We start from the raw sequence: 13,686 nt of genomic DNA, 5'->3' as shown, positions 1-13,686 counted from the left end.
GTCACCGCCCTACTTGAGCGTCTTGCTCCCGCCGTGCAGGACGTTGAGGAGCGTCACGAGCCGCTTCTCGGTGGCGGCGTCGCGGGCGAAGGTCGTGAGGGCGAGCACGGGCTTGAACTTCTGCTTCGTGATGGCCTTGGCGTACGTGAACTCCTTGAGGCCGTCGGGGCCGTGGATGCGCCCGAAGCCCGACTCCCCCACGCCGCCGAACGGCAGGGTCGGCACGCCGGCGAAGGCGATGACGGAGTTGATCGACGTCATGCCCGAGCGGATCTGCTGGGCGATCTCCATGCCGCGCTTGGCCGAGAAGACCGCGCCGGCGAGGCCGTAGGCCGTCGCGTTGGTGAGGGCGATGGCCTCGTCCATGTCCTTCACCGGGTTGATGGCCAGGGTGGGGCCGAAGGTCTCCTCCGTGATCTCGGTGGAGTCCTCCGGGACGTGCGTGAGGATCGTGGGCTGCACGAACCGCTCGCCGATGGCGGTGGGGCCGCCCATCACGACGTTGGCGCCCTTGTCGACCGCGTCCTGGACGTGGCTGCGGATGATGTCGAGCTGCGACGGCATGGTGGCCGGGCCGAGCTTCTCGCCGGGAGCGGCCTTGAGGTCCTTGGCCTGCTCGGTGATCTCGCGGACGAACTCGTCGAAGACGCGCTCGTGCACGTAGACGCGCTCGGTGCCGATGCAGGTCTGGCCGGCGTTGGACATGCCGCCCCACAGGGCCGCCTCGGCGGCCGCCTTCACGTCGGCGTCCTCGTCGACGATGAGCGAGTCCTTGCCACCGGCCTCGATGATGACGGGGGTGAGGTTCTCGGCACACGCCGCCATGACCTTGCGGCCCGTGCGGCCCGAGCCGGTGAAGGCGAGCTTGTCGACGTCGGCCACGCACAGGGCGTTGCCGGTCTCGCCCAGCCCGGTGACGGTCTGCAGGACGGGACGTCCGGCCACGACCTCGGAGAACGTGTCGGCCAGCCAGCGGCCCACGCCCGGCGTGTACTCGCTCGGCTTGAAGACGACCGTGTTGCCGGCGGCGAGGGCGTACGCGATGGAGCCGAGGGGCGTGAAGACCGGGTAGTTCCACGGACCGATGACGCCCACCACGCCGAGCGCGTTGTACTGGACGTAGGCGGACTGGTTGGCCATGACGAGGCCCGAGGAGACCTTCTGCTGGCCCAGGACCTTCTCGGCGTGCTTGGCGGCCCACGCGATGTGGTCGATGGCGATGCCGATCTCGAGGATGGCGTCGCCGTGCGGCTTGCCGGTCTCGCGGTGCGACAGCTCGGACAGCTGAGCGATGCGGCGGGTGATGACGCTGCGCCACGTGAGGAGGTACTCGCCGCGCTCCTTGAACGACAGGGCGCCCCACCAGGCGGCGGCCTCGCGGGCCCGGGCGACGGCGTCGTCGACGTCGGCCTTGGTGTGGATGGGGTGGGTGCCGACGATGTCGCCGGTGGCGGGGTCGAGCGAGGTGAACGTCTCGCGGTCGGGCCCGGGGGCGTTGGCGACGGGGGTGGTGCTGGTGCTCTCGACGGTGGCAGTCATGGTCAGGCTCCCTTGATGAGGTCGGCGGCCTTCTCGCCGATCATGATGGTCGGTGCGTTGGTGTTGCCGCGCGGGACCCGCGGCATGACGGAGGCGTCGGCGATGCGCAGCCCCTTGACGCCGCGGACGCGGAGCTCGGAGTCCACGACGGAGTCGTCGTTCGAGCCCATCGCACACGTGGCGACGGGGTGGTACAGCGTCTGGCCCAGGCGGGCGATGGTCTCGAGCAGCTGCTCGTCGGTGGGCTCGAACGTGGGCGGCTCCCACGGTCCCTCGATGAGCTCGTTGAGCGGACCGGTCTTCACGATCTCGAGCGCCGTCCGGTAGCCGGCGAGCATGGCGTCGACGTCGGCCTGCTGCGTGAGGTAGGCCGCCTCGATCTCGGGGTGCCACGTGGGATCGGCCGAACGGAGCTTGAGGTAGCCCTCGCTCTCGACGCGCACGAGCGTGGGCGCGACCGTGATGGCCCGGCGGGTGGGCTCGTGCAGCCCGTTGTCGTAGAACCCCGTGGGCGTCATGTGGATCTGCAGGTCGGGGAGGTCGAGGTCGTCGCGCGAGGTGAAGAACGCGCCGGCCTCGGCGACGTTGGAGCTCAGCGGGCCACGTCCGAGCTTCTGTGCCTTGAGCATGTTGGGCAGGTCGAGGAACTCGGCCATGTCGGTGGTGTTCTGCGTGTAGGCGAGGATCCCCGCGACGGGGTGGTCCTGCAGGTGCTGACCCACGCCGGGCGAGTCGACCTTGACCTTGATGCCGTGCTCCTTGAGGTGCGCGGCGGGGCCGACACCCGAGAGCATGAGGGTCTGCGGAGTGTTCACGGCGCCGCCGGCGAGCACGATCTCCCCGCTGGCCCGGACCTGGTGCAGCGCGCCGTCGCGGACGTACGAGACGCCGACCGCACGGCCCTTCTCGATGTCGATCGTCGTGACGAAGGCCTCGGTGCGCAGCGTGAAGTTGGGGCGGCTCATGGCCGGGCGCACGTAGGCGTCGGCCACGGACCAGCGACGGCCCTTGCGGCACGTGACCTGGTAGTAGCCGGCGCCCTCCTGCTCGGCGCCGTTGAAGTCGTCGGTCTCCTTGATGCCGGTGGCGACCGCGGAGTCGATGAAGGCCCGGGAGAGCTCGTGGTTGTAGCGGCGGTCCTCGACGTGGAGCGGTCCGTCGCTGCCGTGGAAGGAGTTGCGCAGCCGGGTGTTGCCCTCGGCCTTCTTGAAGTAGGGCAGGACATCGTCGAAGCCCCAGCCCTCGGCGCCGTAGACGTCGCGCCACTCGTCGTAGTCGGCGTGGTTGCCGCGGATGTAGATCATGGCGTTCATCGAGGAGCAGCCGCCGAGGCCGCGCATGCGGGGCCAGTCGGCCCGGCGTCCGCCGAGCATCTTCTGCGGGTTGGTCTGGTAGCCCCAGTCCCACTTGGTCTTGAAGAGCGTCGAGAACCCGGCGGGCAGGTGGATCATGTCGTCGTCGTCCATGGGCCCGGCCTCGAGCAGCAGGACCTTGACGGAGGGGTCCTCGCTGAGCCGTGCGGCCACCACGCCACCGCCGCTCCCGGAGCCGATGACGACGTGGTCGAAGGTCTCGATGGGCATGCATGGCTCCTCATGACGACGTGACCCTGGACACACGGGCTGGCCCCATCGTGACACAAGAGGTGTCAGCGTGAGAACAGGTGCCGCGCGGCTTCGTCGATCCGGCCGGCGAGGGCCCGGCGATCGGCCCGGCTCACCGGGACCTCGACGACCTCGATGCCGCTCTGCGGGCGGGCCAGCGCGGCAGCCAGGTCAGGCGCTCCCACGCGCCGGTGGCCGACGCCGTGGGCAGCGCAGAGCGCCGCCAGGTCGGTTCCCGTGGGCGTCCCGAAGACCCGCTCGAACGCCTCGGCGTAGTCCGGAGCGCCCTGCTCGAGCGTGGAGAAGATGCTGCCGCCGTCGTCGTTCACCACCACGATCGTGAGGTCGGGTCGGGGCTCCTGCGGTCCGACGAGCAGGCCGTTGGCGCCGTGGAGGAACGTGAGGTCGCCGACGACGGCGAGTGCCCGTGCCTCGGGGGTGGCCAGGGCGGCGCCGATCGCCGTGGAGAGGGTGCCGTCGATGCCGGCGAGCCCGCGGTTGGCGAGGGCGCGGGGGGCGTCTGCGCGGGGCGTGGCGACGAGGTCGAGGTCGCGGATCGGGCTCGAGGAGCCGATGACGAGGAGTCCGTCGGAGGCTGCGTCCCAGACGGTGCGGGCGACGTCGAGCGGGGTCGTGCCGTCGAGCTGCGCGTCGACGGCCGCGCGGACCTGGGCGTCGGCGTCGAGCCAGGCCTGGAGCCAGCCGGGGTCGGCGGGGCCCGTGACCGCGAGCTCGTCGACGAACCTCACGTGCGGGCCGGCGGGGACCGGGAAGGTGGACTGGTCGCCGACGTGGACGATCTCGAGGTCCTGGCGGGCCAGGAGCTGCGTCACGGGCCTGGAGAGCGTGGCGTGTCCGACGCTGATGACGCGCTCCACCTCGGCGGCGAGGGGGCTGTGCGCCAGCACGAGCCGACCGGCGGTGAGGGCCGTGGGACTCGTGCGGAGACCCGAGCTGGGCTCGGCGATGACGGGCAGCCCGTCGGGAACGGGGGTGGCGGAGTCGCCCGCGACGACGACCGTGCGGGTGGGGTCGACCGTGTGCAGCACACGGCCGTCGCGCGGGATCGACATCGACCACTCCGGGCGTGCGGGCGAGTCCCACTCCCAGACGCGATCGGGGTCGAGGAGCGGCTCGTCGAGCTCGAGGTTGAGGTGGAACGGCGGCTTCGGGATCTCGTCGAACGAGTCGACGTACGGGAGGCCGGGAAAGATCTCTCGCTGGTCGGTGGTCTGGTTGGCGCCGGTCCCCCGGAGCCGGGCCGGGCGGTCGGCGGTGACGGCGATGACCGGGATCTTCGCGTGGAGCGCCTCGAGCATGGCCGGGTGGAGGTTGGCCACGGCGGTGCCTGACGTCGTGATGACAGGGACCGGCCGGCCGGACGCCTTCGCGAGGCCGAGGGCGAGGAATCCGGCCTCGCGCTCGTCGACCCGGACGTGGAGACGGAGGTGCCCGGCCCGGTCAGCGGCGTGGAGGGCGACGGCGAGCGGTCCGGAGCGCGACCCGGGCGCCAGGACGGCATCGTTCGCGCCCATGAACGTCCAGACCTCGACGAGCCGATACGCGACGAGTGACGCCGAAGCCCGACTCATGCCCCTCCTTCGTCCGACCGGAAATGATGCATTCCGGTAGCCAGGGTGACCCGGATGCATCGTTCCTCGTCCCCGGCCGGGCGGTGGCCGACGCGAGATGATGCAGAGCGGCTGCTCCGGCTACCCGGATGCATCATCTCCGGTCCCCCGCGAGGGCCTGGACACGGGCGAGGCGGTCGAGCCAGCGGGCGGTGGTCTCGGGGTCGGCGGCAGCAGTCGCCAGCGCGGCGGCGTCGGGCGTGACCCGGCCGACGGGCAGGTAGCCATCGACCGGGACGAGGGGCGCAGAGACCACGTCGCCGTCGAGCAGCGACGTCGTGGCGAGACCGCAGGCGTAGGGCAGCTCGGGCAGGGCGGCCGCGAGCGCGAGCCCGGCAGCGAGCCCCACCGACGACTCCACCGCGCTCGAGACCACGACCGGCAGACCGATCTGCTCCGCGATCCGCAGGCACGCGTGCACCCCGCCGAGCGGCTGGACCTTGATGACAGCGATGTCCGCCGCCTCGAGGTCGCGCACCCTCAAGGGGTCCTCGGCCCGGCGGATGGACTCGTCGGCGGCGACGGGCACCTCCACCCTGCGCCGCACGAGCGCCAGCTCCTCCACCGTGCGGCACGGCTGCTCCACGTACTCGAGCGTGGCGGCGTCGTGGAGCGCGCGCACCGCTGCCACGGCCTGCTCCACGTCCCACAGACCGTTGGCGTCGACCCGCACGCGGCCCCCGGGCCCGAGCGCCTCGCGGACCGCGCTGACCCGCTGCACGTCGTCGTCGAGGCTCTGCCCGGGCTCGGCCACCTTCACCTTGGCCGTCTGGCAGCCGGAGGCCCGGACGACCCGCGCCGCCTCCTCGGGACCCACGGCCGGGACGGTGCAGTTCACGGGCACGCGGTCGCGCACGGCGGCGGGCCACTCCCGGTGGGCGCTGTCCTGCGCAGCCCGCCACCAGCCCAAGGACTCGGCGTCGTCGTAGTCGAGGAAGGGACTGAACTCGGCCCAGCCGGCCGGCCCCTCCAGCACGACGCCCTCCCGCCGGGTGATGCCACGGAACCGCGTGGGCATCGGCAGGGAGTAGACGTGCGGCTTCACCCTGCGAGCGTAGTGGTGCGGCGTTGGGGAGACGTGCCTACGGTGAGGACATGTCGACCATTGCCATCGTGGGGGGCCACGGCCAGATCGCCCGCCGTCTCATCCCCCTCCTCGCCTCCCGGAACCACACGCCACTCGCCCTCGTGCGCAACCCCGCGCAGGTGGCCGAGCTCGAGGAGCTCGGCGCCCGCGTCCGGATGCTCGACATCGAGGCCGACGAGGCCGACGCCTTCGCCCAGGCCTTCGACGGCGCCCACGCCGTCGTGTTCGCCGCCGGCGGTGGCCCCGACGGCGACGTCGGACGCAAGAAGAGCGTGGACCTGGGCGGCTCGCTCAAGTCCATCGACGGCGCCAAGCAGGCCGGGATCCACCGCTTCGTGCAGGTGTCCGCCGTCGGCGTGGACGACCCGATCCCCGACGACACGGGCGCCGTGTGGCGCGCGTACGTGGAGGCCAAGCGGGACGCCGACGCCGCCCTGCGCACGTCGGGCCTGGACTGGACGATCATCCGTCCCGGCGGCCTCACCGACGACCCCGGCACCGGCAAGGTCGCGCTGGGCTCCGACGTCGCCCGCGGCGAGGTCACGCGCGACGACGTCGCCGCAGTCCTGGCCGAGGTGATCGACACCGGTCACGGCATCGGCAAGCAGTGGACCCTCATGGGCGGCGACACCGAGATCAAGGACGCCGTCGCCCAGGCCGACTAGCCAGGCCCGGTCGCCTGCTCGCGCAGCCGGACCCGGTCGGTCTTGCCGCCGGGCAGGCGAGGCACCTCGTCCACCAGCAGGACGTCGCGGGGCGCCCACCACCGGTCCACGCCCGACGCCTCGAGGGCCTCACGCACCGACTCGGTGCGCAGCGCGTCGAGGCAGACGGCGTCGGCGGGCACGACGAACGCCACCACCCGGTTCCCCCACTCGGTGTCGGGCACTGCCACCACCGCAGCGTCGTGGACCTCCGGCAACGAGCGGACGGCCTGCTCGACGGCGGGGAGCGGGACCTTGGAGCCTCCCACCTTCACGACGTCGTCCAGACGGCCGACGATGCTCAGCACGCCGTCGGTGAGGGTGCCGAGGTCGCCCGTGGCGAACCAGTCGCCCTGCCACGGCTCGTCCCCGTAGCCGTCGAGCAGCACCGGGCCGGACACGAGCACCTGCCCGTCCTCGTCGAGGCGCAGGTCCACCCCGGAGAGGGGCACACCGTCGTACACGCAGCCGCCCGCCGTCTCGCTCATCCCGTAGGTGCGGACCACCCGGACACCGGCGGCGCGCGCGGCCGCCACGAGGTCAGGGTCCACCGCGGCCCCTCCGACCAGCAGGGCGTCGAGGGTGCTGAGCGCGTCGAGCCGCCCCGCCGCGGCGAGCCGGTGCAGCTGGGTGGGGACGAGCGAGGCGTACCTGCGCTCGCCGCTCATGGCAGCGAGGGCCTCCTCGAGCCCCGCGTGCTCCTCGGCGACCACGGGCGGGTGCCCGGCCAGAGCCGACCGCACCAGCACCTGAAGGCCTGCGACCCCGGTGGTGGGCAGGGCGAGGAGCCACTGGCCCGGTCCGCCGAGCCGGTCGTGCGTGGCCTCGGCGGAGGCGACGAGCGCCTCCCGGGAGAGCACGACCTCCTTGGGCTCGCCCGAGCTGCCGGAGGTGTGGATGCTCAGCCGTCCTCCCGGCTCCGAGAGCCAGACGTCGAGCAGGGCGAGCAGCCGGCGCGGGTCGCCGCCGACGGGGTGCAGCGAGGCCGTCACGGTCGTTCGTCCGCGCCGTCCCAGGGGTCCTCGGGGGACGCCGACCGGTCGGCGGGCTGCGTCTGACGGCTCTGGTAGATCGCTGCTGCGGCGAACAGCAGGGCGCCCACCACGCACGACACCTTGATCCAGCCGGCCTCCGTCGTGATGGCCGACCACCCGGCGAAGCCCGTGAGGGCGAAGAGGACGAAGGGGAACGGCGGCTGCTTCGGCTTCTCGGCCTCGGGAACCCCCGCCTCGTCTGGAACGTCCGGCTCGGTCATGCAGCCAGGCTAGGCGACTGGCAGACTGATCGGTCGTGAGTACTGCTTCCGCCTCTCCGTCCGGGCTCGCCCTGTGGATCGAGGGCGCCCGTCCGCGCACGCTGCCCGCCGCCGTCGCACCGGTGCTGGCCGGCACCGGCGCCGCCGTCGTGGCCGACGGGTTCGTCTGGTGGAAGGCCCTCCTCGCGCTCGGCGTCTCGCTCGCGCTGCAGATCGGCGTGAACTACGCCAACGACTACTCCGACGGCATCAAGGGCACCGACGACGACCGCGTGGGTCCCCTCCGGCTCGTGGGCTCCGGCCTCGCCACCCCGGCAGCGGTCAAGCGCGCCGCCCTGGGCTTCCTCGGTCTCGGCGCCGCCCTCGGCGTGGCCCTGGCCGCCACCACGACGTGGTGGCTGCTCCTCGTGGGCGCCGCCGCGCTCGTCGCCGCCTGGACGTACACGGGCGGCCCGAGCCCCTACGGCTACCGCGCCCTCGGCGAGGTGAGCGTCTTCCTGTTCTTCGGCCTGGTCGCCGTCCTCGGCACCACCTACGTCCAGCTCGAGGAGGTCACCGGCACCTCCGTGGCCGCCGCCGTGGGCGTCGGCGCCCTCGCGTGCGCCATCCTCGTGGCCAACAACCTGCGCGACATCCCCACCGACACCGTCTCGGGCAAGCGCACGCTGGCCGTCGTGCTGGGCGACGCCACGTCGCGCCGCTTCTACGCGCTGCTGTGCCTCGTCGCCCTCGTGGCAGCGGTCGCGGCCGCGGTGGCCGCCGAGTCGTCCTGGCTGCTGCTGGCCTTCGTCTGCGTGCCGCTCGTCGCGCGGTCGGTCCGCACGGTCCTCGCGGGCGCCACCGGACCCGCGCTCGTCCCGGTGCTCAAGAAGACCGGCGTCGCCGAGCTGCTCTACGCCGTGGGGCTCACCGTCGGCTGCATCATCGGCTCCTGACGCGGTTGCCGCCTCGTCGGGGCTGCACCACGCTGGACCGGTGACCACCAGACGTATCGGGGTGGAGGAGGAGATGCTCCTCGTCGATCCCGCCACCGGCCACCTGACCGCGGCCTCGGCCCGCGTCGTCGAGACGGCCGACGACGACGTGGAGCAGGAGCTCTTCCTCCAGCAGCTCGAGATCCAGACCGACCCGACGGACGACCTCGACGACCTGCGCGGCCAGCTGCGCTCGGCCCGTCGGCGGGCCGCGCTCGCTGCGGAACGGGCCGGCGCCGCGCTGCTCGTGAGCCCCACCCCCGTGCTCGGGGGCGACCCGCACGACGTGACGCCCAAGGCGCGCTACGACCACATGATCAGCGCGTTCGGCGCCGTGGGCCGCCAGGCCATCACGTGCGGCATGCACGTGCACGTGGAGGTGGCCGACGACGTCGAGGCCGTCCGGATCGCCGACGCCGTGCGCCCGTGGCTCCCGCTCGTCGTGGCGCTGTCGGCCGGCTCCCCCTTCGACCACGGCGCCGACACCGGGCTGGCCAGCTGGCGCGAGCAGGTCTGGGACGCCTGGCCGAGCGCAGGACCGGGTGAGCCCTTCGGCGACGTCCGCGGCTACCGCGAGGTGGTGGAGCGGCTCGTCTCCACGGGCGCCGCCATCGACGCCCACGGGGTGTACTTCGACGTGCGCCTCGCAGAGGACCTGCCCACCGTCGAGCTGCGCGTGGCCGACGTCTGCACCGACCTCGACGACACCGTCCTCGTGGCCGCCCTCCTGCGAGCACTCGCCGAGACGGCGAGCCACGAGAGCGAGCCGGCCGCCTGGCGGGTCGAGCTGCTGCGGGCGGCCCGCTGGCGCGCCCGTCGGGACGGGCTCGAGGGGCACCTGGTCGACCCGCTCAGCCGACAGCTGGTCCCTGCCGCCGACGCCCTGGCCACGATGCTCGACCACCTTGACGCCGCCCTGCGCGAGAGCGGCGACCGCGAGCTCGCCCACGACGGGGTGCAGCGCCTGCTCACGCTCGGCTCCAACGCCGCACGCCTGCGCCACGTGGCGGGCGAGCCGGTCGACCTCGACGCCGTGGTGCGCGACCTGCGGACCCGCACCGACGCCTCCTGGCAGGACGCATGACGCGGCTGCTCGTGGGCGTCGTCTCCGACACCCACGCCCCGCGGTTCTGGAAGTCGATGCCGGCGGCGGTGGCCCGCGAGCTGCGCGGTGTCGACCTCGTCCTGCACGCGGGCGACGTGTGCCGGCCGTCGGTCCTCGACGAGCTGGCGGAGATCGCGCCCGTGCACGTGGTCCTGGGCAACAACGACGGCGACGACGTGGCCGCGTGGGGAGCACCCGAGACCCTCGAGCTGGAGCTGGCCGGCGTGCGCGTCGCGATGATCCACGACGCCGGCCAGAAGCAGGGACGGGTCCGACGCATGCGCCGCCGCTTCCCCACCGCCGACCTCGTGGTGTTCGGCCACTCCCACATCCCGTGGGACGAGACCGAGGACGACCTGCGCATCCTCAACCCGGGGTCCCCCACCGACAAGCGACGTCAGCCGCACGGCACCCTCGGCCGCCTCGTGCTCGCCGACGGCCGGGTCGAGTCCTGGGACCTCGTCACCGTCACGTGAGCCGAGGACCTGCTCCGTTGAGTCGGGCCGCCCGCCGCGTGAGGTGGTCGCGCTCGGCCTGGCTCGTCGCCCTCCGGGCAGCCTCGACGTAGAGCTCGGCAGCACGGGCTGGGTCGCCGTCGCGCTCGCGGAGGTAGGCCTCCACGGCGAGGTACCTCGGCACGGTCTCGTCGACCTCGTCGAGGGCGGCCAGTCCCGCCCGTGGGCCGTCCGCCTCCCCGACCGCCACGGCCCGGTTGAGCCGGACCACGGGGCTGTCGGTGATGCGCAGGAGCTCGTCGTACCACTCGACGACCTGCACCCAGTCGGTCTCCTCGGCGCTCGGGGCGTCGGCGTGCAGGGCTGCGACGGCCGCCTGGGCCTGGTACTCCCCCAGCCGGTCCCGTGCCAGGGCCCGCTGGAGGATGCCGATCCCCTCGGCGATCATCGCGGTGTCCCAGAGCGTCCGGTCCTGCTCCGCGAGCGTCACGAGGCCGCCGTCGGCGCGGGTGCGGGCCGGCCGCCGGGCGTGGTGGAGCAGCATGAGCGCCAGCAGTCCCAGGACCTCCGGGTGGTCGATGAGCCCGGACAGGAGCCGGGTCAGCCGGATGGCCTCGGCCGCGAGGTCGACGTCGCCGGAGTACCCCTCGTTGAAGACGAGGTAGAGCACGCGCAGGACCGTGGCGACGTCTCCCGGCTGGTCGAGGCGGACGTCGGCCAGGGTGCGCTTGGCCCGGCTGATGCGCTGCGCCATCGTGGCCTCGGGCACGAGGTAGGCCTCCGCCACCTGACGGGTGGTGAGGCCGCCGACGGCACGCAGCGTGAGCGCCACGGCCGACGACGGCGTGAGCGAGGGGTGCGCGCACAGGAAGTACAGCTGCAGGGTGTCGTCGCTGCCGCTCGCAGGTCCCGGCTCCGGCTCGTCGTCGACGCGCTCCTCGCGCAGGCGCCGGGCGGTCTCGGACCGGGTGGCGTCGATGAAGCGGCGCCACGCCACCGTGACGAGCCAGCCCTTGGGGTCGCGCGGCGGGTCGTCGGGCCACACCCGGACCGCCTCCACGAGCGCGTCCTGGACCGCGTCCTCGGCCGCCGCGAAGTCTGCTCCGCGGCGGACGAGGACGCTGATCACGGTCGGCGTGAGGCTGCGCAGCAGGACCTCGTCCACCGGTTCACTCCGTGATGGTGGGCATGGACTCCAGCAGCGGGCGCAGCTCGAGCCACTCGTGGATCGGTGCGCCGTCCTTGCCCGGGGCCGCGGACAGCTCCCCCGCGAGCTCGACGGCCCGCTCGTGGCTGTCGACGTCGATGATCATGAACCCCGCGATGAGGTCCTTGGTCTCGGCGAAGGGCCCGTCCGTGACGGGCGGCTTCCCCGCACCGCCGTGCTGGACCCACGAGCCCTCGGGCGCCAGCGCCGCCTCGCTCACGAACTCTCCCGACTCGCGCAGGCGGTCGGCGAACTCGTTCATGTAGCGGATGTGGTCCGAGATCTCCTCGGGCGTCCACTGGTCCATCGTGACGAAGCCCTCCGGGGCCGGCGCGCCGCGGTAGTGCTTGAGCATCAGGTACTTGGCCATGGTGTTCTCCTCCGGGTGGTGCGACCCATCATGGTCGCGTTCACACCGGGGACGGAGCCGACGCCCCGTTCTCGACATGTCGAGCCTCGACATGCTGTCGAGACTTCTCTCAGACGATCTGCGGCAGGAGGCCCGTGGCCTCGTACTCCTGGAGGCGCTCGGTCCAGGGAGCGAGGTCGAGGCCCCGCTCGGCGAGCCAGGCGTCGTCGTAGTAGGTGCTGAGGTAGCGCTCGCCGCCGTCGCACAGCAGCGTGACGATGCTGCCGTCCTGGCCTGCCTCCCGCATGCGGCTCGCGACCGTGAGCGAGGCCCACACGTTGGTGCCCGTGGAGCCGCCCACGAGGCGCCCGAGCCGGTCGCTCGTCCAGCGCATCGTGGCGATGGAGGCGGCGTCGGGGACGCGCAGCATGTCGTCGATGACCCCGCCCACGAAGGACGGCTCCACGCGGGGCCGGCCGATGCCCTCGATGCGCGACGCCGTGCCCGTGACGACGTCGGAGACGTCCTGCTCCCAGCCGTCGAGGAACGCCGAGCCCTCCGGGTCGGCCACGAGGAGCTGCGTGGGGTGGCGGCGGTACCGCAGGAACCGTCCGATGGTGGCGGACGTGCCGCCGGTGCCGGCGCTCACGACGACCCACGTGGGCACCGGGTGCCGCTCGGCCGCCATCTGCTCGAAGATCGACTCGGCGATGTTGTTGTTGCCGCGCCAGTCCGTGGCCCGCTCCGCGTAGGTGAACTGGTCCATGTAGTGGCCGCCGCACTCCTCGGCCACGCGCCGGGCCTCGTCGTACACGGCCGACGGAGAGTCCACGAAGTGGCACCGGCCGCCGTACCACTCGATGAGCGCGATCTTCTCGCGGCTCGTGGAGGCCGGCATGACGGCGACGAACGGCAGGCCCACGAGCCGGGCGAAGTACGCCTCGCTCACGGCGGTGGAGCCGCTCGAGGCCTCGACGACCGGGGCGCCGGGGCGGATCCACCCGTTGCACAGGGCGTGGAGGAAGAGGGATCGCGCCAGCCGGTGCTTCAGGCTGCCGGTGGGGTGGACCGACTCGTCCTTGAGGTAGAGGTCGACGCCCGGCGTGGCGATCTCGAGCGCGTGCAGGTGCGTGTCGGCGCTGCGGTTGGCGTCGGCCTCGACCCGGCGGATCGCCTCCGCGATCCAGGCGCGGTCGTCAGTCGACGTCTTCGGCACTGCGTGACTCCTCGATGCGTGCCGACATCCGCTCGGCCCGCTGCTGGACGTTGATGGCCAGCTGCTCGCGCAGGTGGGCGAGCGCGAAGACCGAGATGATCGACGACACGATGAGCGAGATCAGCAGGACCACGAGGTTGGCGAGGGCCGAGAGGTCGAAGACGAAGTAGCCGATGGTCCACGTGACGGCGTAGACCGCCGCGAACACCGCGAAGCGCGCCAGCGTGTACGTCCAGAAGGCCTTCATGGGACCTGAGCCTACCGGCGCCCCGGTACCGTGGAGGCATGGGCAAGGCGCTGATTCTCGTGTTCGCGGTCGTGCTCCTCGTCTATGCGTTCTTCGACCTCGTGGCCACGCCCGCCTCGCGCGTCAAGGTCCTGCCCAAGCCGCTGTGGTTCCTCGTGGTGCTCGTCCCGTTCGTGGGACCGCTCCTGTGGGTGGCCGCAGGCCAGCAGCGTCACCGGCCCGGACCGGGCGGTCGCCCGCATCCCCGTGCCCAGGGACCTGACGACGACCCCGACTACCTCCGCGGCCTCTGACCCCCTCTCCGGCCGAGCGG

At 72.7% G+C, this 13,686-nt stretch carries 15 protein-coding genes; 5 read left to right on the top strand and 10 right to left on the bottom strand.

The genetic code is table 11. From position 1 onward, the window contains the following. Positions 1 to 9 precede the first annotated feature (9 nt). The 4 genes from ASD11_RS02205 to ASD11_RS02190 all read right to left on the bottom strand — a co-directional run bounded on the left by ASD11_RS02205 (position 10) and on the right by ASD11_RS02190 (position 5,819). Positions 10 to 1,539, bottom strand: a complete 1,530-nt coding sequence (locus ASD11_RS02205; RefSeq protein WP_082554105.1) for an aldehyde dehydrogenase family protein — start codon at positions 1,537 to 1,539, stop codon at positions 10 to 12. A gap of 2 nt (positions 1,540 to 1,541) precedes the next feature. Further along, positions 1,542 to 3,122, bottom strand: a complete 1,581-nt coding sequence (locus ASD11_RS02200) for a GMC family oxidoreductase (protein WP_056282681.1) — start codon at positions 3,120 to 3,122, stop codon at positions 1,542 to 1,544. Between the two features lie 65 nt (positions 3,123 to 3,187). Beyond that, on the bottom strand, positions 3,188 to 4,735 hold the full coding sequence (gene menD, locus ASD11_RS02195; protein ID WP_056282678.1) for a 2-succinyl-5-enolpyruvyl-6-hydroxy-3-cyclohexene-1-carboxylate synthase: 1,548 nt from the start codon (positions 4,733 to 4,735) through the stop codon (positions 3,188 to 3,190). Positions 4,736 to 4,868: 133 nt separating this feature from the next. Further along, on the bottom strand, positions 4,869 to 5,819 hold the full coding sequence (locus ASD11_RS02190; RefSeq protein WP_082554104.1) for an o-succinylbenzoate synthase: 951 nt from the start codon (positions 5,817 to 5,819) through the stop codon (positions 4,869 to 4,871). Between the two features lie 50 nt (positions 5,820 to 5,869). Between ASD11_RS02190 and ASD11_RS02185 the strand changes: the two genes are divergently transcribed. Continuing rightward, positions 5,870 to 6,526 carry an SDR family oxidoreductase gene (locus ASD11_RS02185; protein ID WP_056282673.1) on the top strand — a complete coding sequence of 219 codons (657 nt, stop codon included), beginning with the start codon at positions 5,870 to 5,872 and terminating at the stop codon, positions 6,524 to 6,526. Here the strand turns inward: ASD11_RS02185 and ASD11_RS02180 are convergent. Next, the gene (locus ASD11_RS02180; RefSeq protein ID WP_056282670.1) at positions 6,523 to 7,557 is read right to left on the bottom strand and encodes an AMP-binding protein; all 1,035 of its coding nucleotides are present in this window, start codon (positions 7,555 to 7,557) and stop codon (positions 6,523 to 6,525) included. The genes ASD11_RS02185 and ASD11_RS02180 overlap by 4 nt on opposite strands. Continuing rightward, positions 7,554 to 7,820 carry a hypothetical protein gene (locus ASD11_RS18340; protein WP_056282667.1) on the bottom strand — a complete coding sequence of 89 codons (267 nt, stop codon included), beginning with the start codon at positions 7,818 to 7,820 and terminating at the stop codon, positions 7,554 to 7,556. Before ASD11_RS18340 ends, ASD11_RS02180 begins: the two co-directional genes overlap by 4 nt. Positions 7,821 to 7,855: 35 nt before the next feature. Between ASD11_RS18340 and ASD11_RS02170 the strand changes: the two genes are divergently transcribed. The 3 genes from ASD11_RS02170 to ASD11_RS02160 are packed head-to-tail and all read left to right on the top strand — an operon-like array spanning position 7,856 to position 10,375. Further along, positions 7,856 to 8,755 carry a 1,4-dihydroxy-2-naphthoate polyprenyltransferase gene (locus ASD11_RS02170; protein ID WP_056282663.1) on the top strand — a complete coding sequence of 300 codons (900 nt, stop codon included), beginning with the start codon at positions 7,856 to 7,858 and terminating at the stop codon, positions 8,753 to 8,755. 40 nt (positions 8,756 to 8,795) lie between these two features. Continuing rightward, entirely contained in the window at positions 8,796 to 9,878 is a 1,083-nt protein-coding gene (locus tag ASD11_RS02165) for a carboxylate-amine ligase (RefSeq protein WP_156464546.1), read from the top strand. Further along, complete coding sequence (locus ASD11_RS02160) at positions 9,875 to 10,375, top strand: metallophosphoesterase family protein (RefSeq protein WP_200940036.1); 501 nt, start codon at positions 9,875 to 9,877, stop codon at positions 10,373 to 10,375. Before ASD11_RS02165 ends, ASD11_RS02160 begins: the two co-directional genes overlap by 4 nt. Here the strand turns inward: ASD11_RS02160 and ASD11_RS02155 are convergent. From ASD11_RS02155 to ASD11_RS02140, 4 genes are all read right to left on the bottom strand, one after another. Then, on the bottom strand, positions 10,368 to 11,519 hold the full coding sequence (locus tag ASD11_RS02155; protein ID WP_056282658.1) for an RNA polymerase sigma factor: 1,152 nt from the start codon (positions 11,517 to 11,519) through the stop codon (positions 10,368 to 10,370). The genes ASD11_RS02160 and ASD11_RS02155 overlap by 8 nt on opposite strands. A 4-nt stretch (positions 11,520 to 11,523) precedes the next feature. After that, entirely contained in the window at positions 11,524 to 11,931 is a 408-nt protein-coding gene (locus ASD11_RS02150) for a YciI family protein (RefSeq protein ID WP_056282655.1), read from the bottom strand. A 109-nt stretch (positions 11,932 to 12,040) separates the two neighbouring features. Continuing rightward, positions 12,041 to 13,126, bottom strand: a complete 1,086-nt coding sequence (locus ASD11_RS02145; protein ID WP_056282651.1) for a PLP-dependent cysteine synthase family protein — start codon at positions 13,124 to 13,126, stop codon at positions 12,041 to 12,043. Then, complete coding sequence (locus ASD11_RS02140) at positions 13,107 to 13,373, bottom strand: DUF4229 domain-containing protein (RefSeq protein ID WP_056282648.1); 267 nt, start codon at positions 13,371 to 13,373, stop codon at positions 13,107 to 13,109. The genes ASD11_RS02145 and ASD11_RS02140 overlap by 20 nt, the downstream gene beginning before the upstream one ends. A gap of 38 nt (positions 13,374 to 13,411) precedes the next feature. Here ASD11_RS02140 and ASD11_RS02135 point away from each other — a divergent pair, with 38 nt between their 5' ends. Continuing rightward, a complete protein-coding gene (locus ASD11_RS02135; RefSeq protein WP_056282645.1) occupies positions 13,412 to 13,666 on the top strand; it encodes a PLD nuclease N-terminal domain-containing protein in 255 nt (84 codons plus the stop codon). The last annotated feature ends 20 nt before the right edge of the window (positions 13,667 to 13,686 follow it).

The organism is Aeromicrobium sp. Root495 (assembly GCF_001426755.1).
In the GTDB taxonomy this organism is placed as follows: domain Bacteria; phylum Actinomycetota; class Actinomycetes; order Propionibacteriales; family Nocardioidaceae; genus Aeromicrobium.
Note: the sequence above shows the minus strand (reverse complement) of the source record. Positions and strands in the feature narration are given on the sequence as shown.